Origin of the sequence: Pseudomonas brassicacearum subsp. neoaurantiaca, from assembly GCF_013608025.1 — a bacterium.
Taxonomy (GTDB): Bacteria; Pseudomonadota; Gammaproteobacteria; order Pseudomonadales; family Pseudomonadaceae; genus Aquipseudomonas.
Genome location: NZ_VDLV01000031.1, coordinates 51,543 through 75,372, shown reverse-complemented (window position 1 = coordinate 75,372; position 23,830 = coordinate 51,543). Strand labels below are relative to the sequence as shown.

22 protein-coding genes are annotated in these 23,830 nt (G+C 57.0%); 7 read left to right on the top strand and 15 right to left on the bottom strand.

What is annotated here, in order from left to right; genetic code table 11:
• Positions 1–65 precede the first annotated feature (65 nt).
• Both FHK92_RS17015 and FHK92_RS17010 read right to left on the bottom strand, forming a co-directional pair.
• Positions 66–965, bottom strand: coding sequence for a DMT family transporter (locus FHK92_RS17015; protein ID WP_181289079.1), 900 nt, complete (start codon positions 963–965; stop codon positions 66–68).
• 19 nt (positions 966–984) lie between these two features.
• Positions 985–2,103: an SDR family oxidoreductase gene (locus tag FHK92_RS17010; RefSeq protein WP_181289078.1), complete on the bottom strand. Its 1,119-nt coding sequence runs from the start codon at positions 2,101–2,103 to the stop codon at positions 985–987.
• 74 nt (positions 2,104–2,177) lie between these two features.
• Here FHK92_RS17010 and FHK92_RS17005 point away from each other — a divergent pair, with 74 nt between their 5' ends.
• Both FHK92_RS17005 and FHK92_RS17000 read left to right on the top strand, forming a co-directional pair.
• The gene (locus FHK92_RS17005; RefSeq protein WP_181289077.1) at positions 2,178–2,567 is read left to right on the top strand and encodes a MerR family transcriptional regulator; all 390 of its coding nucleotides are present in this window, start codon (positions 2,178–2,180) and stop codon (positions 2,565–2,567) included.
• Positions 2,568–2,760: 193 nt separating this feature from the next.
• The gene (locus FHK92_RS17000; RefSeq protein WP_181289076.1) at positions 2,761–3,324 is read left to right on the top strand and encodes an NADAR family protein; all 564 of its coding nucleotides are present in this window, start codon (positions 2,761–2,763) and stop codon (positions 3,322–3,324) included.
• Positions 3,325–3,699: 375 nt separating this feature from the next.
• Here the strand turns inward: FHK92_RS17000 and FHK92_RS16995 are convergent, their stop codons facing one another.
• The 4 genes from FHK92_RS16995 to FHK92_RS16980 all read right to left on the bottom strand — a co-directional run bounded on the left by FHK92_RS16995 (position 3,700) and on the right by FHK92_RS16980 (position 7,671).
• Entirely contained in the window at positions 3,700–4,512 is an 813-nt protein-coding gene (locus tag FHK92_RS16995) for an alpha/beta fold hydrolase (protein ID WP_181289075.1), read from the bottom strand.
• A 43-nt stretch (positions 4,513–4,555) separates the two neighbouring features.
• Entirely contained in the window at positions 4,556–5,434 is an 879-nt protein-coding gene (locus FHK92_RS16990) for an alpha/beta fold hydrolase (protein ID WP_181289074.1), read from the bottom strand.
• A gap of 186 nt (positions 5,435–5,620) precedes the next feature.
• Positions 5,621–6,934, bottom strand: coding sequence for an ATP-binding protein (locus FHK92_RS16985; protein ID WP_181289073.1), 1,314 nt, complete (start codon positions 6,932–6,934; stop codon positions 5,621–5,623).
• Complete coding sequence (locus FHK92_RS16980) at positions 6,931–7,671, bottom strand: response regulator (RefSeq protein ID WP_030138951.1); 741 nt, start codon at positions 7,669–7,671, stop codon at positions 6,931–6,933. Before FHK92_RS16980 ends, FHK92_RS16985 begins: the two co-directional genes overlap by 4 nt.
• 276 nt (positions 7,672–7,947) lie before the next feature.
• Here FHK92_RS16980 and FHK92_RS16975 point away from each other — a divergent pair, with 276 nt between their 5' ends.
• Both FHK92_RS16975 and FHK92_RS16970 read left to right on the top strand, forming a co-directional pair.
• Complete coding sequence (locus FHK92_RS16975) at positions 7,948–8,214, top strand: DUF2790 domain-containing protein (protein ID WP_181289072.1); 267 nt, start codon at positions 7,948–7,950, stop codon at positions 8,212–8,214.
• A 587-nt stretch (positions 8,215–8,801) separates the two neighbouring features.
• Positions 8,802–9,158 (top strand): DUF6124 family protein, encoded by a 357-nt coding sequence (locus FHK92_RS16970; RefSeq protein WP_181289071.1) that lies wholly within the window; start codon positions 8,802–8,804, stop codon positions 9,156–9,158.
• A 261-nt stretch (positions 9,159–9,419) separates the two neighbouring features.
• Here FHK92_RS16970 and FHK92_RS16965 read toward each other — a convergent pair whose 3' ends face one another.
• The 8 genes from FHK92_RS16965 to def form a co-directional block, all read right to left on the bottom strand.
• Positions 9,420–10,691: a hypothetical protein gene (locus FHK92_RS16965; protein WP_181289070.1), complete on the bottom strand. Its 1,272-nt coding sequence runs from the start codon at positions 10,689–10,691 to the stop codon at positions 9,420–9,422.
• A gap of 253 nt (positions 10,692–10,944) precedes the next feature.
• Positions 10,945–13,137, bottom strand: a complete 2,193-nt coding sequence (locus FHK92_RS16960; protein ID WP_181289069.1) for a helicase-related protein — start codon at positions 13,135–13,137, stop codon at positions 10,945–10,947.
• Entirely contained in the window at positions 13,134–13,994 is an 861-nt protein-coding gene (locus tag FHK92_RS16955) for a HamA C-terminal domain-containing protein (RefSeq protein ID WP_181289068.1), read from the bottom strand. The genes FHK92_RS16960 and FHK92_RS16955 overlap by 4 nt, the downstream gene beginning before the upstream one ends.
• A 492-nt stretch (positions 13,995–14,486) precedes the next feature.
• Positions 14,487–14,798, bottom strand: coding sequence for a tetratricopeptide repeat protein (locus FHK92_RS16950; RefSeq protein ID WP_181289067.1), 312 nt, complete (start codon positions 14,796–14,798; stop codon positions 14,487–14,489).
• Between the two features lie 178 nt (positions 14,799–14,976).
• Positions 14,977–16,350, bottom strand: coding sequence for a Trk system potassium transporter TrkA (trkA, locus tag FHK92_RS16945; protein ID WP_181289066.1), 1,374 nt, complete (start codon positions 16,348–16,350; stop codon positions 14,977–14,979).
• A gap of 23 nt (positions 16,351–16,373) precedes the next feature.
• Positions 16,374–17,684: a 16S rRNA (cytosine(967)-C(5))-methyltransferase RsmB gene (gene rsmB / locus FHK92_RS16940; RefSeq protein WP_181289065.1), complete on the bottom strand. Its 1,311-nt coding sequence runs from the start codon at positions 17,682–17,684 to the stop codon at positions 16,374–16,376.
• Positions 17,681–18,640 (bottom strand): methionyl-tRNA formyltransferase, encoded by a 960-nt coding sequence (fmt, locus tag FHK92_RS16935; protein ID WP_181289064.1) that lies wholly within the window; start codon positions 18,638–18,640, stop codon positions 17,681–17,683. The genes rsmB and fmt overlap by 4 nt, the downstream gene beginning before the upstream one ends.
• Positions 18,641–18,711: 71 nt before the next feature.
• Positions 18,712–19,218, bottom strand: coding sequence for a peptide deformylase (gene def / locus FHK92_RS16930; RefSeq protein ID WP_030138961.1), 507 nt, complete (start codon positions 19,216–19,218; stop codon positions 18,712–18,714).
• Between the two features lie 170 nt (positions 19,219–19,388).
• On the opposite strand from def, the gene FHK92_RS16925 reads away from it, so the two are divergent.
• The 3 genes from FHK92_RS16925 (at position 19,389) to FHK92_RS16915 (ending at position 22,208) form a co-directional block, all read left to right on the top strand.
• The gene (locus tag FHK92_RS16925) at positions 19,389–20,414 is read left to right on the top strand and encodes a LysM peptidoglycan-binding domain-containing protein (protein WP_181289063.1); all 1,026 of its coding nucleotides are present in this window, start codon (positions 19,389–19,391) and stop codon (positions 20,412–20,414) included.
• 81 nt (positions 20,415–20,495) lie between these two features.
• Positions 20,496–21,590 carry a DNA-processing protein DprA gene (gene dprA, locus FHK92_RS16920; protein WP_181289062.1) on the top strand — a complete coding sequence of 365 codons (1,095 nt, stop codon included), beginning with the start codon at positions 20,496–20,498 and terminating at the stop codon, positions 21,588–21,590.
• Positions 21,591–21,650: 60 nt separating this feature from the next.
• Positions 21,651–22,208 (top strand): L-threonylcarbamoyladenylate synthase, encoded by a 558-nt coding sequence (locus FHK92_RS16915; RefSeq protein WP_181289061.1) that lies wholly within the window; start codon positions 21,651–21,653, stop codon positions 22,206–22,208.
• A 555-nt stretch (positions 22,209–22,763) separates the two neighbouring features.
• Here the strand turns inward: FHK92_RS16915 and FHK92_RS16910 are convergent.
• Positions 22,764–23,741, bottom strand: coding sequence for an NADPH:quinone reductase (locus FHK92_RS16910; RefSeq protein ID WP_181289060.1), 978 nt, complete (start codon positions 23,739–23,741; stop codon positions 22,764–22,766).
• Positions 23,742–23,830 lie beyond the last annotated feature (89 nt).

Genomic DNA, 23,830 nt, shown 5'->3' with positions numbered 1-23,830 from the left:
ATAAATCCCCTCGCCACAAAAGCGCTTACACGTCAGTCCCTCATAACATCAGTATCTGAAACAGCTCACTCGGCCGAAGCGACAGACGCTTTGCTACCCAAGCGGATGAGCTCATTGGAAAAACACAGGCCGACGATGATCAATGCCGCGCCCGCATAGAGGCTGTCGCGCGGCACTTCATTGAGCGCCACAAATGCCAGCAGCGCGGCGAACAGGGGTTCGGTCAACTCCAGCGCCTGCACTTGGGATGGCTTGAGGTACTCGATGGCCTTGGTGGTGCAGAAGAACCCCAGGATGGTCGGCAGCGCGGCCAGCGCCAGCAATGCGGCGATCGTCAGCGGCGACAGTTCGCCTATCGCGAAGCCATCGGCCGCGGCCGGCATCAACAGGTACAGGCTGCCAAAGAACAACAATTGCCGGGTGAAATGCAGCCCTCCCGACACACCCATGCGCTTCATGGCAACCGAAAAGGCCCCATAGCCACAACCGGCCATGGCAGCGAGCGCAGCACCTTGCAGGGTAAAGCCCTGCTGCAGGTCGCCGCCGAAGATTACCGAGATCCCGGCGATAGCCAGTGCAGCGCCTACGGTGGCGTTCGCGGTGATGGCGTCCTTGAGGAAAATGCGCCCCAGAATGATCGAGGAAATCGACGCGCTGGCCATCAGCACCACCACCACACCGGCTGCAGCGTAGTGTCGGTAGGCAGACGTTTCGAAATGGAACAGCACAAAGATGCCGAGGAATGCGCAGATAGCTGCATGCGTCCATTTGATCGACGTCGCCGGACGCTTGAGGAAAAACAGCAAGACCGAGAGCAGCGCACAACCCAGCACGGTCTTGATGACCGCAACACTGCTGGCGGTGAAACCATTACTCATGAGGACTTTGCTAAGTACACCGATCGTTGCGTTCAGTGCCGCAGCGGAGAGTGCAAAGATGACGCCTTTGCTGAACGTGGATTGCATTGAGGACGATCCCTGTCGGTTATTTTTCGTTCGATAGAATGCCACCCCGCCTCGACGGCGCACAGGCCGATTTCAAGCACGATGGTTTTGCATTGACGAACGTTGAAGTGTGCTGCAAAGCCTGGCGGATATCCGGTTTGGCTATTCCATGCCTGTTGGCAAATTGCTCGACCGCCGCTGTATCAAAACGGGTGGTCTGGATAAAGTCCAGGGCTTCGGCTTTTGTATTCAAGAAGCGCGCGACGGGAGGAATGCTCAGTAGCCACTTCAGCAATCGCAGCGAAATGTGATGCTTGGGCGACTTTATGCCGAGGGGTTTGGCGACCTCTGCGAGGAGTTCTCGCAAGTTGGGACTTTGATCATCAAGCGCCAGCAGTTCCTGACCCGCCATGGCAGGATCAAACGCACAAGCCGCCACCAGTTCAACCAGGTAATCCACGGTAACCAGGGGTAGCCAGTGCTCGGCGGTGCCCGGAATTGCAGTCAGCTTTCCCTGTACCAGATTGCGTATCAGCGCCACCAGCGGCTGGCCGTCGAGGATATGCCCCGTGCGGCTGTGGCCACACACCGTCGCGGGATGGACGACGGTGATTTCCCCGCCCAAGGTGGACATGACTTCCAGGGTCGCAAAGTGCGCCTCCAGCTTGCTTCCCTCGTAACCGCCGACATGCCGGTAGACGTCAGGCCAATGGGTCAACTCCGGAGAAAGAGGATCAATCCCGATGCGTCGCAGATGTTCATGATTTTTCAGCATGTAGCCGCCGATCATCACCAAGCGGCTTTTTTGCCCGGCCGCCAACAGCGCCACGCGCTTTGCCCCTTCCACGTTCACCGCACGGGATTGCTCCACCGAAAGCCCCCAAGCGAAGTGAGCGCCCAAGTGGAATATGACGCTGGCGTGCCGCAGCACTTCTCGGTCAGCAAGACTCAGCCCGAGGTTGTCCCGTTCCAGATCGCCCGCTACGGCAAACACGCGGGCCCCGCTTCCTCCCAAACTATCGACTTGCTCGCGCAGCGCAGCCAGTCGCTCCGGGCGACGCATCAACACCCGAACGGTGTGACCCTTTGCACTCAGGTACGCCACCAAATGTTGACCGATGAAGCCGGTACCCCCCGTTACAAAGCACTCCACGCTCATTTCCCTGCTCCTGGTTAAGGTGAAAAATCGAGCGTAATCTATCGACCCAACTCTACAGTCAAGCGGTGTTGTTCATGAGAATCGGCGAACTCGAGGCCCGCAGCGGCGCCAGCCGCCACACGCTGCGTTATTACGAGCAGATCGGCTTGATCTCACCACTGCGGCGAACGAATAACTACCGCGTCTACACCGCGCAAACGCTACAGGACCTGGACTTTATCCAGCGCGCGCAAAGCATGGGGTTTTCCCTGGGGGAAATAGGTCAGATCCTGGATGCGCAGCGCAACGAACTGATCGACTGTGCTGACGGCGCCAGGCTGATTGAAAAGAAAATGGCGGAAATCAAACTGAAGATCGCCAACCTGCAAGGCATCTATCGATACCTCGATCAAGAACGCGCAAACCTCGAAGCCAGTGCGGCCAGGCAACTTGCGCTTCAGCAACTGAACAACGCCTCCAACTGAACGGCCAGCCCCGTGGCGAGGGAGCTTGCTCCCGCTCGGCTGCGCAGCAGTCGCAAAACCAGACGACGCGGTCTGCCTGAAAAAAACCAAACCCAAACAGCAAGACGAAACCACCAAACGTATCACTACATGCGTGATTGCCTTGGTCAGCACAGTCGCTGTAACGTCGATCTTCAATTAGCGGGGTAACACATTGAACGACTCTGAACACCTGAAAGAACTGTGCGCCCGTTTCAACGCTGGAGAACCTTTGAGCTTTACGTTTTTCTGGGGCCACCAGCGCAGCAAAAATGCCGTCACGGCTTCGTGTTTCAGCCAATGGTTCGAGGCCGGGTTCATTGTCGAGGGGCAACATTACCCGACAGCCGAACACTTCATGATGGCCGAGAAAGCGGCCTTGTTCGACGATCAGGACATTCGTGCGCAGGTGCTCAACGCCCCTACACCCAATGCCGCCAAAGCACTTGGCCGCAACGTGCGCGGATTCAATGACAAGGTTTGGCTGCAACACCGATACGACATCGTCGTTCGAGCGAACCAGGCCAAATTCTCCCAGAATCCACAGTTGAACGAATACCTTCTACAAACCGGTTCCAGCGTGATCGTCGAGGCCAGCCCGGTTGATAACATCTGGGGCATAGGGCTCGCACAGGACAACGCCGATGCGAACAATCCGAATCTGTGGAAAGGCTTGAACCTGCTGGGATTTGCGCTGATGCAGGTGCGGGACGGGACCAGCATCCCTGCCCCAACGTAGCGCCCCGACTTATTCACAAAAAACGCAAAAGCCTTGGCGAATGCCAGGGCCTATTCATTAGGAAAAAAAGGCGACAGACAACTCCTGTGGCGAGGGGATTTATCCCCGCTCGGCTGCGCAGCAGTCGCAAAACCCGCCGATGCGGTTTGCCTGGAGAAATGCAGGGGCCTGCTGCGCAGGCCAGCGGGGATAAATCCCCTCGCCACGAGGCTCGTGTTCACACACATCCATTTGCAGTCCCCTTTGCAAAACTAGGAACAGAATCGGGGCAGATTTATGTTTAGTTTCCGCAACGAAAAACCCGGTCACCAGCGCCGGGTTTTTGGTTTTTCTCGAAGGCCAACCGATGAGGGTCAGTCGCCCCGCTTTACCTGATCACCCCTTGGAACTGGCCTGCGCCGCCTCAACAATCAGCTCTGCAACTTTCCCCGGATTCGACGTCATCACCACATGGGACGCCCCTTGAACGGTGACAGTCTTTTTCGAGCCAGCGCGTTCGGCCATGAACTTCAGGGCGGCCTCGGGGATGTTCTTGTCCGCCGAGCCGTAGATGAACCAGGACGGCAGTTTTTTCCAGGCCGGGTCGCCAGACGCTTCCTTCAACGCAGCCTCACTGATCGGGCGTTGGGTGGCAGCCATCAGCGCGGAGTCCGCTGCTGGAACGTCGGCGGCAAACTGTTGGCCGAATTTGTCCTGCTGGATGTAGAGATCCTTATTGCCATCGTCCAACTGCACCGGAGCAGCCAAGGTTGGACCCAGGGTGCCGCCAGGGTAGCGACCGGACAGTTCGATGGCGGTTTCGCCTTTGTCCGGCGCGAAGGCTGCGACGTAGACAAGCGCCTTGACCTTGGGGTTGTCGTGCACGGCGTTGGTGATCACGGCGCCGCCGTAGGAATGACCCACCAGGATCACCGGGCCGGCGGTGTGCTCGACGATGTCGGCGACGTAATCGGCGTCCTGCTTAACGCCGCGCAGCGGGTTGGCTGCGGCAACGACCGGATAGCCCTGGGTCAGCAACTGGGCGGCAACGCCATTCCAACTGGACGATTCGGCGAATGCGCCATGCACCAGCACGATGGTTGGCTTGGCGGCGGCGGGTTGCGCGGCGGTTGCGCTTTGGACGGATGTCAGCGCCAGCGCAGCGGTGATAGTGACGGCCAACAGCGATTTGATATTGAGCATGATCATTCCTTTTTTCATTGATTAGAGGGGTGACGCTGCAGCGATGGGTTCACTTGGCCAGGAAGTCCAACAGATCCTGGTTGAGGCGGTCCTTGTGGGTGTCGGTCAGGCCGTGCGGTGCGCCCGGATAGACGATCAACTCGGCGTTCTGCACCAGCTCGGCGGCGGCATGGGCGGAGGCGTCAATCGGGACGATCTGGTCGTCGTCGCCATGCACGATCAGCGTCGGCACGTCGAACTTGGCCAAGTCGGCACGGAAGTCTGTCGCTGAGAACGCCGCGATGCAGTCGTAAGTGTTTTTGTGGCCCGCTTGCATGCCCTGCACCCAGAACGAATCGATCAGCCCTTGGGAGACGTTTGCCCCGTCGCGGTTGAAGCCGAAGAACGGGCCAGACGCGATGTCGCGATACAGCTGCGAGCGGTTGTCCAGCGAAGCCTTGCGCAGGCCGTCGAACACCTCGATCGGCAGGCCGCCTGGGTAGTCTTCGGTCTGGAGCATCATCGGCGGAACGGCGCTGATCAGTGCGGCCTTCTTCACCCGATCGGTGCCGTGGCGGCCGATGTAGCGGGTGATTTCGCCACCACCGGTCGAGAACCCCACCAGGGTCACATCGTTAAGATCCAAGGCGTTGATCACCGCGGCCAGGTCATCGGCGTAGTGATCCATGTCGTTACCTTCCCACGGCTGGCTGGAACGGCCATGGCCGCGGCGGTCGTGGGCGATCACCCGATAGCCTTGGTCGGCCAGGAACAGCATCTGCGATTCCCAGCTGTCCGAATTCAGCGGCCAGCCATGGCTGAAGGTGACAACTGGCCCCTCTTTCGGACCCCAGTCCTTGTAATAGAGCTGTACGCCATCCTGGGTGGTGATATAGCTGCCGGCCTGGGCTGGGTTGGCTGCTTGAGCGCGGTTGGACTGGGTATTCATCGCAAGATCTCCTTAGGTCAGGGCTCGCCATTCGGGGAATCCGGTGGCGAGTTGATGGGGAGAATTCTTGCAGCGGCATGTATACCGGAAATGTTCGACACCCGGCCGCTATGCGTTCTTTTGCGTATGTAGACGCGCTGGATACAGTGGCTTACAAATGCATGCCACTGATCCAGCAGTAGCGGCCTATTGACCGACGCCGAAGTCGAGGGTCACACAAAGCCCGCCACCGTCGCGGTTGCACAGGCTCAGTGAGCCACCAATCGCGACGGTCAACTGCTGGGCGATGGCAAGCCCCAGGCCGGTGCCGCCAGAGCTGCGGTTGCGGGAGCTTTCCACCCGATAGAACGGCTTCACCACCTCGGCCAGGATCTCCTCGGGAATGCCCGGCCCTCGGTCGAGCACGCTGATGGAAACACCGGTACTCGCATTGCCGCCGATTTCCACCTCGGCGGTGCCGGCGTACTTCAGCGCGTTATCCACCAGATTCACCAAAATACGCCGCAGGGCATGGGGCCTTGTCTCGATGATCGCGCCGTTCTGGCCGCGCAGGCTCACCTCGCGGCCGGTGTCCTGGTAATCACACACCAGGCTGTCGAGAAAGGAATCCAAACCGATGCGGCAACTGGTCTCCGTCGCCCCATGGACGCTACGCGCATAAGCGACGCCCTCGCGCACCAGATGCTCGATCTCGTTGAGGTCGTTGCCCAGTTTGTCTTTCTCGACCGAGTCGTCCATGAACGCCGCGCGCAGCTTCATGCGCGTGATGGGCGTCTGCAAGTCGTGGGAAATCGCCGCGAGCAACTGCATGCGCTCTTTCAGGTAAGCGGCAATGCGCGCCTGCATGCTGTTGAAGGCGCGGGCGGCGTAGGCCACTTCCCGTGGACCGGTTTCATCCAACGGCACGGGATGGGCGTTCGGGTCGAGGTTCTCGACCGCCTCGGCTAGGCGACTGAGGGGGCGTATGGCGATGCGCACGGCCAGCCAGGTGCAGCCGATCATCAACAGCAACTGACCGAACAGGACAAAGGGCAACCAGGGCGACAACGGCCTGACCGAGGGACGCACATCGATGGTCACCGGGCTGCCGTCAGCCAGTCGCACCTGGGCTTGGAAATGCTGGTGTGGGCCCGGGATCTCGACAATGGTCAGGTCATAGTTGCGGCCCAGCGAGACTTGAAGGGATTGCGCCGCCGTCGCAGCGAGATCGTTGGAGGTGAGCGGGATGCCAGGATCATGCTCGCGCAGCAAATAATCATAATTGCGACGCTGCAGGCGTTTGGTCCATTCCAGGCGCTCGGCGGCAGGCAGACGGTCGAGGATGGCGATGGAGGTCGCCGTGTCGTGCTCGAAGTTGCCCAACATGGCCGTTTTGGTGCTTTCGTAGCGTTCGTAGTACTGGGCTGCGAACGTCAGGGCCTGGGCGAGTATCAAGCCGACCAGGAACACCAGCCACAGCCGCGAGGCCAGCGTGCGGGGCCATTGCAACGGGAGTTTCATGCCTGCTCCTCAAGCATTTCCACCGCAAAGGTAAAGACGTAGCCTTCATTGCGCACCGTCTTCAAGTAGAGCGGTTCGCGCGCGTCATCCAACAAGCGCTGACGCACGCGGCTGACCAGCAGATCAATGGAACGGTCGAAGATGTCGGCGTCACGGCCCTGCGTCAGGTTGAGCAACTGGTCGCGACTCAATACCCGCTGAGGATGATCGAGAAAGACCCGCAGCAGCCGGTACTCGGCGCCGCTCAGCGAGACCAGCGTGTCGTCTTCATCGAGCAGATGGCGGGCGGTGGTGTCGAGACGCCAGCGGCCGAACTTCAGCATGCGGCCGCTTTCGCTGACGACAAAGTTCGGCGGCAGCATGCGGGTGCGCCGCAGCACCGCGTTGATGCGCGCCAGCAGTTCCCGGGCCGCGAAGGGTTTGGCCAGGTAATCGTCGGCACCCATTTCCAGGCCAATGATGCGGTCGGTCTCGTCGCTGCGAGCCGTCAGCATCAACACAGGCGTAGCCTTATGCTTGCCGGCGCGCAGCTCGCGGCACAGCAGCAGCCCGTCGTCCCCCGGCATCATGATGTCGAGCACGATCAGGTCCACCTGATTGGCTTCGAGAAAGGCCCGCATCTGGCGACCATCGGCGACCACCGTGGTGCGCAGGCCATTCTTGATCAGGTAATTGCCGACCAGCTCCCTGATTTCCCGATCATCATCCACGATCAATACGTGATCGACATGTTCCATGCCCTGCTCTCCGAAATGCGCGCATCGATTGCGCAGTGTGACGATGCCCGGTTGCCGGTTGGCTACGCACCGTGCGTTCAGCTTATCCAGCCCAAAATAAGCAAAAAACAGTGGCGATTGTATCGATCTGTATCGCAATTCACCTCAGATACGTACGCATCCAACCACGGTGTTTTTTCGACACAGCCGAGATACCTCACGGGCCTTTAATGAGCGCCATCGAGACAACAAGCATCGCCTCGACGACGCCATCGAACTCATTGAAGGGAAACGACCATGAACCTGAAAACCATCGCTACCGCTTGCCTGATCACCGCCCTGAGCGCCGGCGCATTACCCGCCTTGGCCCAAGACAAAGCAGCCAGTGAAACCTACGGCTACGGCACCCACCTGGACATCGACAAAGTGATCTCGCTGACTGAAGACGGCGGCCAGACTTGCGGGTTGGTGAATGCGCGGATCACCTACCTTGATTCGATGGGCGAGCAGAAAGCCCTGACGTACCTCAAGCACGGGGCCAGCTGTAACAATGAAGGCAGCTGAGGGGTGCCGCAGGGGTAAGTTCGATTTCCTTGCCCGCCGCAAATCCCCTGTGGGAGCGGGCTTGCTCGCGAATACGGCGGGTCAGCTTGCATCAATGTTGAATGTACCAACGCCTTCGCGAGCAAGCCCCACACTTTTCGGTGGTGTTCATAAATACTGTGCACCACACAAAATCCTGTGGGAGCGAGCCTGCTCGCGAAAAAAACGACTCGGTCCCCGCACAAAACACCCCACCGAAATCGCCAAAAATCCCCTCTCCTACAGCCCTTGCCTACACCGCCCACCAAGCTACGCATCCTTGCGCCTTTGCCTACAACTACGCCAGAATCCGCCGGCTTGTGCGCCTTGTTCCTGGGTTCTATTGTCTTCCTGCCACTGCCCATCAGTGGTCGGGTTTAGTAGCCCGGGCCCCACTTCGGTTGTACAAGCTCTATCAGTCAGGCAATTGCCTGTTCTCGATGGTGGCTGTGCGCATGGCGCCCTCGGGCGCGCCGGGTTTGGTGTGGGTTCCGGTCTACTAACTTGCGCACAGCCGCCACCCTCCGTTTAGTAGCGAGATGGTTCGGCCTAATTTGAGGCCCACACCTATGTTTAAAATAACTCCGAATCCGCCAGAAGCAGATTCCACCGCCGCAAAATCCAAAGCCGATCAGCACGACGAAATCACCCAACGGGTGCTCGATCACTACTTGCTACCGAAACCGGACAAACCCAAAGATGACCCCAAACCGGGCCAGATATTCACCGTCGTGAAAGGCCTCGATAACGAATGCCTGCTCGCCAACCTCACCGAGACGTTGGCTTCGGCTGATGCGATGGTGAGTGATCTGGCGTTTGATCTGGATGGGGCGAGGCGTCATGTGGCGCTGGGGATTCAGCAGTTGATTGAGCTGAGTTCGTTGTTGGCGAATCGGGTGTTGGATAATGTGGAGCCGGGGCAGTAGGATTTAATTCCTCAATGAAAAAACCCGACGTTTTGCGTCGGGTTTGGTGCATCTATCTGTAGAAGTGGACGAATAATTTCGAAACACCCTCAACTTTTTTTCGCGGATCCCACCACTGTCATATCTAGCTATTAGCCGCAAACAGCCAACAGCCAACAGCCAACAGCCAACACTCATACAACCGGGTTCACCGTATCGCGTGAGCATTCAACTAACCCCGTCGACTTCTATTCTTAGCCCTCACGAGTCGAGCCGCAGCCGTCACCTATTAATAATAAGATACTCATAGTAATAAAGAGCTTTAATAAGATGATGCAAGTAATGCATCTCACGAAACTGAATTAATATCATACGCATAAAAGTTAAGAAATTTATTTCGATCTTATTTTCTTGGCGGAGCCCTTCTTTGCTAGGATAGCAAGTGATCATCTGCGTTAAATCATTAAACTCAAAGGTATGGTGGGCAATTGAGTTTCTAATATCTGTATCCAATAGTCCATCATCAAGCTTATACCAGCAGTCATCTAGGTATTTCAGTTTTTCAGAGAGCACCTTATTTGCAAATTTATCGAGACTAGAAAGCGCCGGGCCATCTTTGCTTGGCAAGAAAGCGTTATGGTCCCCGCGATGGATTAAATTGTTTATTCCAGCCACAAGAGCTAACTGCCTCCCTACAACTTCCGATAGGTCCTTATACATATCTTTGCAGGTATCAAATCCTAGCTTTGAAATTTTCGCAGAGCTTTTTTTGCTTTCCTGACCCGAACAAAAATCAAGAAATATGGCTGGCCGCAAATAAAGTTCTAGCTCGAAAATACGCCCATAAAGACTTAGACAGTCCCGCTGTAGACCATTGAGGAACCCCGTCTCTTTTATATAATTATAAAACTCATCCAGTTTCTCTCGGTGAGTTTGCGCGAGGTGAATTATTATTTCAGGGTAACGACTGGAGACTTCTCGGACAGTTTCCTCTTCAAGAAAAGCGAGTGTGACCCTTGAAAGTACCGTATAAAGTAAAGCATTAATATCCTGCGGCGCTAGAGAGTTGGTATGTTCCTCCTCCAAAAACTCTACCGCTTTTCTTCTAAAAAGCTCCTTGTTGCTTCGAGAATATAATTTAAGCAGCTGCTTAACTTCATTAAATCTTTCGCCGAAGTGATTCAAAAAATCGAGTCTGATCCGAAATATTTCTACAGCTGGGATTCCATTGATAAAAATCTTGTCTTTGTCGACCATTCCGGACGCTACCAAATATGGAGTTCTACCCATCACATAGGTTTGGCTCCAGATTGGAAAATCCAAATGTAAATCAATAAAAAATCGATTGTTTTTTCCTATAGAATCTCTTTCGAACGGTATCTCTTTGGCGTTGCGCAGGGCGCTACCGCCCATATCTTTAATATCGATTTCAATAGCTACTCCACATCCCTCACAAAGAAAAGATAGAGGTTGAAATCTTCTGTTGGACATGCCTATACGGCAATGGGTCTCAGCCCCACAGGTGTCACAAACGATCATCGTATTAATATTCATTGGGATTTGTTTATCCTTAAAACCACCTGAAGCAAAAGGTGAAAACTCATCGAAATAATTGCAAACATTAACATTTCGCTCTGATTTTTAGAGTTGCTCGGATATGAAGTGCGTAAAAAATTAGTCCGCACCGCACATATGCGCCTAGCTAGAAAAACCATCCTAATAGTTCTCAATCATCCGCACCGGCAGATCTGGAACCGATCTGCCTGGTATTGTCGCTCTGATTCCTACGAAAGCGAACGGCTAACATTTAAATCCGCTTCTTGAGCATCCTTATCTCGATCCCGCTTAGCTTGCTTAAAATCGCAGGGTTACGGTTAAGACGATCCTTTATCGACTCTATAGTGACGGCTCCTTCTAAGCTTTTCGATACCTGCGCTATGATAGATCGTGGTAGGCCAGCATCTGCCAAAAGTATATCTTGCGGCTCAGTACTTCCATACTGAAGCTTGGTGACGAATAGCGAAAAGGAAACCTTCTCCGAGTAAACAAAATTAAATATCGTTTCTAGCGCAGTTATATATTTTGGAAGTGAATATTCAAAATAAGTGTAAATCAGATCAAGCACATTCCTAATTTTTGTATCTTCCTTTACTGCGTTGTGCTCTTGTATCATTTGCTTTATTGATGGGCTGTAATAGATGTGGTACTTGACGAACCGAGAAATATTCCCTGCAGTCCAGCTCTGTCGTTTATCTGAATCTGAATATAGAAAGTCATGGGCTAGATAAATTATTGAGTCTACTTGATCTTTCTTTGGTGGGTTATGAGCGCCCAACAAACTGTGTCTTATCCAGGGATTTTCCCTAAGATGCTTGATTAGTCGAATTTGGTTATCAAACGGCACATATTTGTTCTTTTTTAGAATCTCCAATGGAATATTCAACGACCGAGCCAGGCCAGTGATTTGATCTCTCTGGGCACGACCCGCTTCATTAAGATCATCTAACGAAATTTGAATATTATCCTCTGCCCTCAGATTTTCCGAGTCGAATATAGGAAAGGATATCTCGGCAATATCATCCTGCTCAGCGTGTGGCTCTAGGAATATCGCGCGTCCGACAAAGTGCTGACCAAATCTACCCGACCGGCCTACCACATTCTTGATCTCGAAGCCCGTCAGATCTTGATCAGCCTTTGTAGTGTCAAAAAACACTACATTTTTAGCAGTCGTGTTTACCCCTTCAGTTAGTGTCGGAGTGCAAACAATTACATCCAATTCGCCAGTATTAAACAAATCTACTATTTCGGACTGTATATACTTCGGGATTCCTGCATGGTGAAACGCAACTCCTGAGCGGAGGAAGTCGATTAATCGCCACTCCGTAGATATTGTTTTTTTAATATAGTCAATCAGCTCGCCTACAGATTCTCTTGTACGTGACGATGAACTAGTTTGCATTTCGCAAATCAACTTCGCGCGTGTCTCCGCTGTATCCTTTCGGCCAGCGTACACAATAGTGGGCCCTGTGATTTTCTGAAGAACCTGTTTAAGTCTCGCGTCTTTATTGACTCTGGCGGGTAATGATATTTTCCGATAATCGGGTGATTGTCCATCGAAATAATTTATGATTTCTTTTTGGACGATGTCTGTTTGAAATCTTTCGAAGTGTCCCGATGTTCGCTCAAGATAGCGCCTGCTAAAGCTTTTGAAATAGGGACCAATCAAATAATAGTCACATTTACGCTTGTACGCTTTGTATAAACAACTTGAAAAAACGGACGAGCGCCCGTCATAATTTCCTACCTTGTAAACCTCATCGAAGACAAAAAAATCGAACTCAATTCCATACTCATCTGTATACAAGTCAAATTTTTCAGGAGTAAATATATAAATAGCCTTCCCTTCAGGAGGCTCAGTATGCGTGGAGAATACTAACGAGTATTTTGAAAGCCCAACGTCCGCTTTGAAGGCCTGGTATGTTTCGTTCAAAAGAGCGTTGGTGGGTACAACTACTGCCACACACTCGTACAAGCTATGGGAGATAATTTCCCTAACAATTCTAGACTTTCCAAAAGATGTTGGCGCACTTATGACTAGCCGCCTTTTCTTCATGAAAAGGTCGTACAAGTCCTTTTGCTCTTTTGTTAAAATGACATCGCTTTCTAGCGAATAAAATGCTTTTTGGGCTATTTCTAAAAAGCCTTCAATTGAGGGCGGGTATTGCAAGCGTTTTCGCAGCATCTCTTCGTAAAGAAATATGCGCGATGAATTTATGCACTGTTCTAAAAGAGCAACAATCATTGGATCGCTCGTCGCGGCTTCGCAAGCGAAACAAAGTTTTTGTACGCCAAAGGTATAGAAGCGCTCTGACTGAAGAACCTTGTAGATGTCTCGTATATGCCTCGCGAACTCAAAATTATCGTCGGCAAGGGTTATCGCCTCCTCGTCCTTTTGCAGCCTTTCGTAGGCCTTCTGCGCGATCCTTAGCAACATGCTCATTGGTAGACAGCCTCAATTTGTTCCAACTTTGATTTTATTGAGTCTACATCCGACAACGGGAGCAACAAAAAGAAGACTTCAATATTGGACGGGATAGTAATATTCCGGGAGTTTATAAGTTCGTATTTTTTTGCGAATTGCTTCTTTATCTTTTCTTTGAAGCTTTGATCAATACAGGTATGTGCCTTTAGAACCGTAGTCTCATAGGTAACTAGAGCAGGTATCACTATCTTCACATCATCAAGTGTGACCGTTCCATCAAGAATTTCGATCACTGATTCAGGTATGTCGACATTGCTATTGAACTCAACATTAGGGCAGAGTATCGAAAACTCATTCTTCAGATACTCTCCTTTCGTATGCGCGACAATCTCTTCGACAATATCATCTAATGCGCCAGAAAAAGACTTATAAAACTTTACCTCACCTAGCCAAAGGAGCACCTCACCCACATCATTGACTGTAAAGTGAGCGCAATCAAACCCTTTAATCTGATCTTTAACTGAACTCCTTAGTTTCACTTTGGTGACCAGCCTCTCGGCCTTATAAAAAGACCGCAATAAGAGAAATAACAGCAGCTCGCCATAATCCCCCTTTTTGTTTTTTTTTGCTTTAGATATTCTGGAGAAGGCCAGTCTGTACATTTCATCGATGTCGTCTTGGTCTTTTAATCGAGTGTATTCCTCTGGGGTAAGGGCGAAATGTGGCATCGCGCCTCGAATGATCTTTACCAGATCATCTTCCCTGTAAACCCCGCTTTCATAGTTGAGATGGTACGGGTGCTTTCCAATACCAGAATCTTCAATCTCCTCGTCGAACCTGAACACGAGCTTGGTGAACCGCGTATAAAGCTTCATTCCGAAGCCCCCGCAGCTGTAGTCGGATAGCCAGAAGTGACATAGGCGCAAGCAACGTGATTCATTCGGAAATCCCTTTCGATAGAGCACAACGAGCGAAAAGGGCGAAGGTCTGCCCCATTGAAACTGAGATTACCAGCTAAGGCGTGCAATCGAAACGCCACTAATGCTGCTTGACTGAAAAAAAGTATCGATTTACGAAACTCGCCGGAGACGTCGTAACAGGTTGCCTGCGGGCAGTTTGAGCGACCGTTTACTTCTGGCCGAAATTAGATATCTATCAGGAAGAAGTCTCAGTTAGTTTTCATATCAGTCAGATCGTGTGACTGTTTGGGCCTGCTGCGCAGCCCAGCGGGGATAAATCCCCTCACCACAGGGTTTTGTGTGTTGGCTGTTGGGCGGGCTGGTATTGAGAACGGGGTGGGCTTTTTGTGAGTGCTTCGCACTCAAGCGGGAGCAAGCTCCTTCGCCACAAAAGCAGTTTTGTGTGAGTCAGGAGTGGCGATCCAGTTTTTTGAGGAACACGGTCATTTCTTTTTCGGCCTGTTTGTCGCCGTGGGCTCGGGCGGCTTCAAGGCCTTGTTCCCAGGCTTGGCGGGCTGCGGCGGCGTCGCCTTGGCCTTGGTGGGCTTTGCCCAGTAGTTTCCAGGCTGCTGAATACTTGGGGTCGAATTCGACGCAGCGTTGGAGGTGTTCGGCGGCTCGGGGGAATTCGCCTAGGTCTAGGTAGCCTTTGCCGAGGCCGAAGCGGAGGAGGGAGTTATCCATGCCCTTGGCGAGCATTTTTTCCAGGGAGTCGAGCATGGGGGCGTCCTTATCGGTTGTGTCAGGGGGTTGATTGGTTGGCTGTTGGATAGCTATCGCGAGCAAGCTCGCTCCCACAGGGGTTGGGGGTTGCTCACGATATTTGTGAGCAATGGAGACCCTTTGTGGGAGCGAGCTTGCTCGCGATGAGGCCATGACTGCCACTGCACAGCCTGGGTTAGAAGAAACTCAACCCCACATGGAACAGCTTTTCGACGTCGCGAATGTGCTTTTTGTCCACCAGGAACAGGATCACGTGGTCGCCGGTCTGGATCACGGTGCCGTCGTGGGCGATGAGGACTTCTTCGTCGCGGATGATTGCGCCGATGGTGGTGCCGGGGGGCAGGCCGATGTCGCGGATGGCTTTGCCGATCACTTTGCTGGACTTGGCGTCGCCGTGGGCGATGGCTTCGATGGCTTCGGCCGCGCCGCGGCGCAGGGAGTGGACGCTGACGATGTCGCCGCGGCGTACGTGGGCCAGCAAGGTGCCGATGGTTGCCAGTTGCGGGCTGATGGCGATGTCGATGTCGCCGCCCTGGATGAGGTCGACGTAGGCCGGGTTGTTGATGATGGTCATGACCTTTTTCGCGCCCAGGCGCTTGGCCAGTAGCGAGGACATGATGTTGGCTTCGTCGTCGTTGGTCAGGGCCAGGAAGATGTCGGCGTCGGCGATGTTTTCTTCCAGCAGCAGGTCGCGGTCGGAGGCGCTGCCTTGCAGGACCACGGTGCTGTCTAGGGTGTCGGAGAGGTAGCGGCAGCGTGCCGGGTTCATCTCGATGATCTTGACCTGGTAGCGGCTTTCGATGGCTTCGGCCAGGCGTTCGCCGATCTGGCCCCCGCCGGCGATGACGATGCGTTTGTAGTTCTCGTCGAGGCGGCGCATTTCGCTCATGACGGCGCGAATGTTCGCCTTGGCGGCGATGAAGAAAACTTCGTCGTCGGCTTCGATCACCGTGTCGCCCTGAGGCAGGATCGGCCGGTCGCGGCGGAAAATCGCGGCGACGCGGGTCTCGACATTCGGCATGTGTTCGCGCAATTGGCGCAGTTGCTGGCCCACCAATGGGCCGCCGTAGTAGGCCTTGACCGCCACCAGTTGCGCCTTGCTCTCGGCAAAGTCGATCACCTGCAGGGCGCCGGGGTGCTCGATCAGGCGCTTGATGTAGTTGGTCACCACCTGCTCGGGGCTAATCAGCACGTCCACCGGGATCGCTTCGTTGTCGAAGAGGTCGGCGCGGGTCAGGTAGGCGGCTTCGCGCACCCGGGCGATTTTGGTCGGGGTGTGGAACAGCGTGTGGGCGACCTGGCAGGCGACCATGTTGGTTTCGTCGCTGTTGGTCACGGCCACGAGCATGTCGGCGTCGTCGGCGCCGGCCTGGCGCAATACCGTCGGCAACGAGCCGCGACCTTGCACGGTGCGGATGTCGAGGCGGTCGCCGAGGTCGCGCAGGCGTTCGCCGTCGGTGTCGACCACGGTGATGTCGTTGGCCTCGCTGGCCAGGTGTTCCGCCAGCGAACCGCCAACCTGCCCTGCACCCAGGATGATGATTTTCATCCATTCACTCCTATCGAATCGGTTTAACCGCGTGCGGCGGCGATCTTGATCAGCTTGGCGTAGTAGAACCCGTCATGCCCGCCTTCCTGGGCCAGCAACTGGCGGCCGTGAGGCTGCTTGAGGCCGGCCTGGGTGGCGATGTCCAGCTCCCGGGCGCCCGGGGTGCGGGCGAGGAAGGCTTCGATCACTTCGGTGTTTTCGGTCGGCAAGGTCGAGCAGGTGGCGTAGAGCAGCATGCCGCCCACCTCAAGGGTCGACCACAGGGCATCGAGCAGTTCGCCTTGCAACACGGCCAGTGCGGCGATGTCGTCCGGCTGGCGGGTGAGCTTGATGTCCGGATGGCGACGGATCACGCCGGTGGCCGAGCACGGCGCGTCGAGGAGGATGCGCTGGAACGGTTTGCCGTCCCACCAGACGGCCGTGTCGCGGCCATCGGCGGCGATCAGTTGGGCTTCAAGGCCCAGGCGTTCGAGGTTTTCCTTGACCCGCACCAGGCGCTTGGCTTCCAGGTCCACGGCCACGACGCCGGCCAGTTTCGGCTCGGCTTCGAGGATGTGGCAGGTCTTGCCGCCCGGTGCGCAGCAGGCGTCCAGCACCCGTTGACCGGGGGCCAGTTCGAGCAGGTCGGCGGCCAGTTGGGCGGCTTCGTCCTGGACGCTGATCCAGCCCTCGGCAAAGCCTGGCAGTGCGCGCACATCGCCCGGGGTTTCCAGGACGATGCCGTCGCGGCTGTATTGGCACGGGATGGCCGGGATGCTCGCCTCGCCCAGCAACGCCAGGTAGGCGTCGCGGGTGTGGTGGCGGCGATTGACCCGCAGGATCATCGGCGGATGGGCATTGTTGGCGGCGCAGATGGCTTCCCATTGCTCGGGCCAGAAGGCCTTGAGGGATTTCTGCAACCAGCGCGGGTGGGCGGTGCGCACCACCGGGTCGTGTTCCAGTTCGGCCAGCAGGGTTTCGCTTTCCCGCTGGGCGCGGCGCAACACGGCGTTGAGCAGGGCCTTGGCCCACGGCTTTTTCAGCTTGTCGGCGCAGCCCACGGTTTCGCCGATGGCGGCGTGGGCGGGGACGCGGGTGTAGAGCAGTTGATAGAGGCCCACCAGCAGCAACGCTTCGACGTCAGCATCGGCGGCTTTGAATGGTTTCTGTAACAGCTTCGCCGCGAGGGCCGAGAGGCGCGGCTGCCAACGGGCGGTGCCGAACGCCAGGTCCTGGGTGAAACCGCGATCGCGGTCTTCAACCTTGTCCAGTTGGGTCGGCAGGGAACTGTTCAGCGAAGCTTTGCCGCTGAGTACCGCGGCAAGTGCCTTGGCGGCGGCCAGACGTGGGTTCATGAGGCGTCCGCCGTTTGGCCGAGGACGGTGCCGACGGCGAATTTCTCACGGCGGCTGTTGAACAGGTCGCTGAAGTTCAGTGCCTTGCCGCCGGGCAGTTGCAGACGGGTCAGGCACAGTGCCTGCTCGCCACAGGCGACGATGAGGCCGTCCTTGCTGGCGCTGAGGATTTCGCCCGGTGCGCCCTTCCCTTCGGCCAAGTTGGCGGCCAGGACTTTCAGGGCTTCGCCGTTCAAAGTGCTGTGGCAGATCGGCCAAGGGTTGAAGGCGCGCACGAGGCGTTCCAGCTCAACGGCCGGGCGGCTCCAGTCGATGCGGGCTTCGTCCTTGTTCAGTTTGTGCGCGTAGGTGGCGAGGCTGTCGTCCTGCACCTCGCCTTGCAGCGTGCCGGCGGCCAGGCCGGCGATGGCTTGGACCACCGCTGGCGGGCCGATCAGCGCGAGGCGATCGTGCAGGCTGCCGCCGGTGTCTTCGGCGCTGATGGGGGTGCTGGCCTTGAGCAGCACCGGCCCGGTGTCCAGGCCGGCTTCCATGCGCATCACGGTCACGCCGCTTTCGGCATCGCCCGCTTCCACGGCGCGCTGGATCGGCGCCGCACCGCGCCAGCGCGGCAGCAGCGAGGCGTGGCTGTTGATGCAACCCAGGCGCGGAATATCGAGCACCACTTGCGGCAGGATCAGGCCGTAGGCGACCACCACCATCAAGTCCGGTTTCAGTGCCGCCAATTCGGCTTGGGCTTGCGCGTCGCGCAGGGTCGGCGGCTGCAGCACCGTGATGCCGTGCTCCAGGGCCAGTTGCTTGACCGGGCTGGGCATCAGTTTTTGTCCGCGACCGGCAGGACGGTCCGGCTGGGTATAGACCGCGACGATTTCGTGGGGGCTGGCCAGCAAGGCCTTGAGGTGTTCGGCGGCAAACTCGGGAGTGCCGGCAAAGACGATGCGCAGTGGCTCAGTCATGGAAAACTCTCAATTACAAAGCAGTCGCAAAAAGAAAAAGGCTTGCCGCGGCAAGCCTTTGAAGAGGGGCATCAAGCGTTCTGGCGATGGATCTTTTCCAGTTTCTTCTTGATCCGGTCACGCTTGAGATTAGACAGGTAATCAACGAACAACTTGCCGTTGAGGTGGTCGCATTCGTGCTGGATGCACACCGCCAGCAGGCCTTCGGCGATCAGTTCGTAAGGCTGGCCGTCGCGGTCCAGGGCCTTGATCTTGACCTTCTGCGGGCGGTCGACGTTTTCGTAGAAGCCCGGCACCGACAGGCAGCCTTCCTGATACTGGTCCATCTCGTCGGTCAGGGTTTCGAACTCGGGGTTGATGAACACCCGCGGCTCGCTGCGGTCTTCGGAGAGGTCCATGACGACGATACGCTTGTGCACGTTGACCTGGGTCGCGGCGAGGCCGATGCCGGGCGCCTCATACATTGTTTCAAACATGTCATCGACCAACTGACGCACTTCGTCGTCCACTACGGCCACCGGTTTGGCGATAGTGCGCAGGCGCGGGTCCGGAAATTCGAGAATGTTCAAAATGGCCATAAGCTTGATAAATGCACGTGTGAAGTAAAGTCGGGTGGCTCGCCTGGCGTGTCTTGGGATGCAGGCTACCGTTGTAAAACGTTGCTCTTTTGCAGAACAGCTCCGCAAGGTAGCGAGCCACGGGGGCTCTGGCGTTTCACGCGAACGCACATAATAAAGGGATTCACCGCATGAGGAAATCACTACTCGCCCTGCTGCTCCTGGCCTCGGCCGGTATCGCGCACGGGCAAGTGCAACTTCGGGAAGGTTTTCCACAGCAATACACCGTGGTCCAGGGGGACACGCTGTGGGACATTTCCGGCAAATACCTGCGCGAGCCGTGGAAATGGCCCGAACTCTGGCAGGCCAACCCGCAAGTGGAAAACCCGAACCTGATCTACCCCGGCGACACCCTGTCACTGGTCTACGTCAACGGCCAGCCACGTCTGACCCTTGATCGCGGCGCCTCCCGCGGCACCATCAAGCTGTCGCCGCGCATTCGCAGTTCACCCGTGGCCGATGCCATTCCGAGCATTCCGCTGCAAGCCATCAACAGCTTCCTGCTGAGCAACCGCATCGTCGACACGGCGGAAGATTTCAACAAGGCGCCCTATATCGTGGCTGGCGACGCCGAGCGCGTGCTCAGCGGCACCGGTGATCGGATTTTCGCCCGTGGCACCTTCGATGCGAGCCAGTCGGCGTACGGCATCTTCCGCCAGGGCAAGGTCTACACCGATCCGCAGACCAAGGAGTTCCTCGGTATCAACGCCGATGACATCGGCAGCGGTGAAGTCATCGCCACCGAAGGCGACGTCACCACCCTGGCCCTGCAACGCACCACGCAAGAGGTGCGCCTCGGCGATCGTCTGTTCAGCGGCGAGGAACGCTCGATCAATTCGACCTTCATGCCCAGCGCGCCAAAGTCGGACATCCAGGGGCTGATCCTCGATGTTCCCCGAGGCGTGACGCAGATCGGCGCGTTGGACGTGGTCACCCTGAACAAGGGGCGGCGCGACGGGCTGGTGGAGGGCAACGTCCTCGCCGTGATGAAGACCGGGGAAACGGTGCGCGACCGGATCACTGGCGCACCGGTAAAGATCCCGGATGAACGCGCCGGCCTGCTGATGGTGTTCCGCACCTACGACAAACTCAGTTATGGCTTGGTGCTGTACGCCTCGCGCTCGCTCGCGGTGCTCGACAAGGTGCGCAATCCATAACGGGTCTCACAAGTTACCAACAGAGTTATCCACAGCTTGTTCCCGTTTGAACGGGGCTTATGACGATCAAGGATTGATCACATGCCATTGCCTGAATCTGCTTCGGTTCCGCCCGCGGAACTGGAGGCCCGTCTGCGCTTGCATCGCTTGCCAGACGTGGGACCTAAACGTTTCATGACCCTGATGGAGGCCTTTGGCTCGGCCTCCAAAGCCATCAGCGCGCCGGCCAGCGCATGGCGAGCGCTGGGATTGCCGGCCACGTGCGCCGAGGCCCGACGCGCCCCGGAAGTACGCGACGGCGCCGCCCACGCATTGGCCTGGCTAGACGGCCCGGCCCAGCATTTATTGATGTGGGACCAGCCTGAGTACCCTGCTTTGCTGGCACAGATCAGCGATCCACCGCCGCTGCTGTTTGTCGCTGGCGACCCTTCGATCCTGGAAAAACCGCAGTTGGCCATGGTCGGCAGTCGTCGGGCATCGCGTCCCGGAATGGACACGGCGGCGGCGTTTTCCCGAAGCCTGGCCGGCGCCGGTTTTGTCATCACCAGCGGCCTGGCCTTGGGCATCGATGCGGCCGCTCACCAAGCCGCGCTGGATGTCGGCGGGCTAACCGTCGGCGTGCTGGGAACGGGCCTGGAAAATTTTTATCCACAGCGCAATCGCCGGTTGGCAGAGGCGATGATTGCCCAGGGCAGCGCGGTGGTCTCGGAGTTTCCGCTGGACGCCGCGCCCCACGCCAGCAACTTTCCGCGTCGCAACCGAATCATCAGCGGCTTGTCCCTCGGCGTGCTGGTGGTCGAGGCCAGTGTCGCCAGTGGTTCGCTGATCACGGCGCGGCTGGCGGCGGAACAGGGCCGCGAGGTGTACGCCATTCCAGGGTCTATCCATCATCCCGGCGCCCGGGGTTGCCATCAGTTGATCCGCGACGGCGCGGCACTGGTGGAAACGGTCGAGCATATCCTCGAAGCGTTGCGCGGTTGGCAGCGATTGCCCCTCGCCTCGGAGCCTGTGCCGGTGACGCATCCGTTGTTGCGCCTGCTCCATGCCGCGCCGCAGACCAGTGAAGCGTTGGCCGATGCCAGCGGCTGGAGCTTGTCCAAGGTCCTGGCGGCACTGACCGATCTGGAAATGGACGGACGGGCCATCTGCGAGCATGGACGCTGGTTTGCTCGCTAGGTTTTACGGGGAAGATCGGTAAACTGCGCACAGCCTTATTGCGTTGCGGAGAATCTTTTCATGGTCAACAGTTGGCGTGTGCAACAAGCCGCGCGAGAAATTCGCGCCGGGGCGGTCATTGCCTACCCAACCGAAGCGGTCTGGGGCCTGGGTTGCGACCCGTGGAACGAAGAAGCGGTGGAGCGTCTGCTGGCGATCAAGTCCCGGCTGCCCGACAAGGGGCTGATCCTGGTGGCTGACAACATCCGCCAGTTCGACTTTCTGTTCGAGGACTTCCCCGAAAGCTGGATGGACCGCATGGCCAGCACCTGGCCAGGGCCCAACACCTGGCTGGTGCCGCACCAGGACCTGTTGCCGGAATGGATCACCGGCGTGCACGACACCGTCGCGCTGCGGGTCAGCGATCACCCGATCGTGCGCGATTTATGCTCGTTGGTCGGACCGCTGGTCTCCACCTCGGCCAACCCCCAAGGCCGGCCGGCGGCGCGCACGCGGATCCGCGTCGAGCAGTACTTCCGCGGGCAGATCGACCTGGTGCTGGGCGGCAACCTGGGCGGGCGCAGGAACCCGAGCGTGATCCGTGATCTGGCGACCGGCAAGGTCGTCCGGCCGGACTGAACCCGAACACACATTCTGCATCTTGTATAAAACCCCTGTGGGAGCGAGCTTGCTCGCGATGGCGTCAGGTCAGCCAGCATCAATGTTGACTGGCACACCGCTATCGCGAGCAAGCTCGCTCCCACAAGGTTTTGTGATGCCCACAGATATTTATTAACACCACAGAGCAACTGTGGGAGCGAGCTTGCTCGCGATGGCGTCAGGTCAGCCAGCATCAATGTTGACTGATACCCCGCTTTCGCGAGCAGGCTCGCTCCCACAGGGTTCTATGTTCACGCAGTATTTATGAACACCACAGAGCATTTGTGGGAGCGAGCTTGCTCGCGATGGCGTCAGGTCAGCCAACATCAATGTTGACTGGCACACCGCTATCGCGAGCAAGCTCGCTCCCACAAGGTTTGGGTTGCCCACAATATTTATGAACACCACAGAGCAACTGTGGGAGCGAGCTTGCTCGCGATGGTGTCAGGTCAGCCAGCATCGATGTTGACTGATACCCCGCTTTCGCGAGCAGGCTCGCTCCCACATTGGTTTTGCGAATGCCCTTAGTTCAACTTAAGGCAACAGAACCGTCGATCCCGTCGTCCGCCGCGCCGACAACTCGGTATGGGCCTTGGCCGCCTCCGCCAGTGGATAACGCTGGTTGATGTCCACCGTGAGCTTGCCGCTGGCGATCATCCCGAACAGCTCATCCGCCATGCGCTGCAGGTTTTCGGCATTGTTGGCGTAGGTCGCCAGGGTCGGGCGGGTGACGTACAGCGAGCCCTTGGCCGAGAGAATCCCCAGGTTCACGCCATCCACCGCGCCGGAGGCGTTGCCGAAGCTCACCACCAGGCCACGGGGCGCCGTGCAGTCCAGGGACGTCAACCAGGTGTCCTTGCCAACGCCGTCATACACCACCGGGACTTTTTTGCCGCCGGTCAATTCCAGCACACGCTGTACGACGTTTTCCTTGCTGTAGTCGATCACTTCCCAGGCGCCGTGGGATTTGGCGATGGCGGCTTTTTCCGCCGAGCTGACGGTGCCGATCAGCTTCACGCCCAGGGCCTTGGCCCATTGGCACGCCAGGGAACCGACACCACCGGCGGCGGCGTGGAACAGGATGGTTTCGCCGCCCTTGAGCTCATAGGTCTGGCGCAGCAGGTATTGCACGGTCAGGCCCTTGAGCATCACGCCGGCGGCCTGTTCGAAACTGATGGCTTCAGGCAGGTGAACCAGATTGGCTTCGGGCAATACGTGCACATCGCTGTAGGCCCCCAGCGGACCACTGCCATAAGCCACGCGATCACCGACCTTGAAGCGCGTGACGTCCGAACCGACAGCCTCGACCACGCCCGCGCCTTCGGCACCGAGCCCCGACGGCAGGGCCGGTGGCGGATAAAGCCCGCTGCGGTAATAGGTGTCGATGAAGTTCAGGCCGATCGCCTTGTTGCTGACGCGGACCTGTTGCGGACCGGGCTCGGCTGGTTGGTATTCCACGTACTCGAGTACTTCGGGTCCGCCGTGGGCGCTGAACTGGATGCGTTTGGCCATCTTCACTTTCTCCTTATCGTGGGACTTTTACCAAGCCTGCTATCGGACTCCTAAGCTTGATCTTCGTCAACTGTGGTGTCGGCAGATGC

Coding starts and splice junctions, on each gene's coding strand:
- FHK92_RS17015 (WP_181289079.1), bottom strand. CDS start 965: ATGCAATCCACGTTCAGCAAAGGCGTCATCTTTGCACTCTCCGCTGCG.
- FHK92_RS17010 (WP_181289078.1), bottom strand. CDS start 2,103: ATGAGCGTGGAGTGCTTTGTAACGGGGGGTACCGGCTTCATCGGTCAA.
- FHK92_RS17005 (WP_181289077.1), top strand. CDS start 2,178: ATGAGAATCGGCGAACTCGAGGCCCGCAGCGGCGCCAGCCGCCACACG.
- FHK92_RS16995 (WP_181289075.1), bottom strand. CDS start 4,512: ATGATCATGCTCAATATCAAATCGCTGTTGGCCGTCACTATCACCGCT.
- FHK92_RS16990 (WP_181289074.1), bottom strand. CDS start 5,434: ATGAATACCCAGTCCAACCGCGCTCAAGCAGCCAACCCAGCCCAGGCC.
- FHK92_RS16985 (WP_181289073.1), bottom strand. CDS start 6,934: ATGAAACTCCCGTTGCAATGGCCCCGCACGCTGGCCTCGCGGCTGTGG.
- FHK92_RS16980 (WP_030138951.1), bottom strand. CDS start 7,671: ATGGAACATGTCGATCACGTATTGATCGTGGATGATGATCGGGAAATC.
- FHK92_RS16975 (WP_181289072.1), top strand. CDS start 7,948: ATGAACCTGAAAACCATCGCTACCGCTTGCCTGATCACCGCCCTGAGC.
- FHK92_RS16970 (WP_181289071.1), top strand. CDS start 8,802: ATGTTTAAAATAACTCCGAATCCGCCAGAAGCAGATTCCACCGCCGCA.
- FHK92_RS16965 (WP_181289070.1), bottom strand. CDS start 10,691: ATGAATATTAATACGATGATCGTTTGTGACACCTGTGGGGCTGAGACC.
- FHK92_RS16960 (WP_181289069.1), bottom strand. CDS start 13,137: ATGAGCATGTTGCTAAGGATCGCGCAGAAGGCCTACGAAAGGCTGCAA.
- FHK92_RS16955 (WP_181289068.1), bottom strand. CDS start 13,994: ATGAAGCTTTATACGCGGTTCACCAAGCTCGTGTTCAGGTTCGACGAG.
- FHK92_RS16950 (WP_181289067.1), bottom strand. CDS start 14,798: ATGCTCGACTCCCTGGAAAAAATGCTCGCCAAGGGCATGGATAACTCC.
- trkA (WP_181289066.1), bottom strand. CDS start 16,350: ATGAAAATCATCATCCTGGGTGCAGGGCAGGTTGGCGGTTCGCTGGCG.
- rsmB (WP_181289065.1), bottom strand. CDS start 17,684: ATGAACCCACGTCTGGCCGCCGCCAAGGCACTTGCCGCGGTACTCAGC.
- fmt (WP_181289064.1), bottom strand. CDS start 18,640: ATGACTGAGCCACTGCGCATCGTCTTTGCCGGCACTCCCGAGTTTGCC.
- def (WP_030138961.1), bottom strand. CDS start 19,218: ATGGCCATTTTGAACATTCTCGAATTTCCGGACCCGCGCCTGCGCACT.
- FHK92_RS16925 (WP_181289063.1), top strand. CDS start 19,389: ATGAGGAAATCACTACTCGCCCTGCTGCTCCTGGCCTCGGCCGGTATC.
- dprA (WP_181289062.1), top strand. CDS start 20,496: ATGCCATTGCCTGAATCTGCTTCGGTTCCGCCCGCGGAACTGGAGGCC.
- FHK92_RS16915 (WP_181289061.1), top strand. CDS start 21,651: ATGGTCAACAGTTGGCGTGTGCAACAAGCCGCGCGAGAAATTCGCGCC.
- FHK92_RS16910 (WP_181289060.1), bottom strand. CDS start 23,741: ATGGCCAAACGCATCCAGTTCAGCGCCCACGGCGGACCCGAAGTACTC.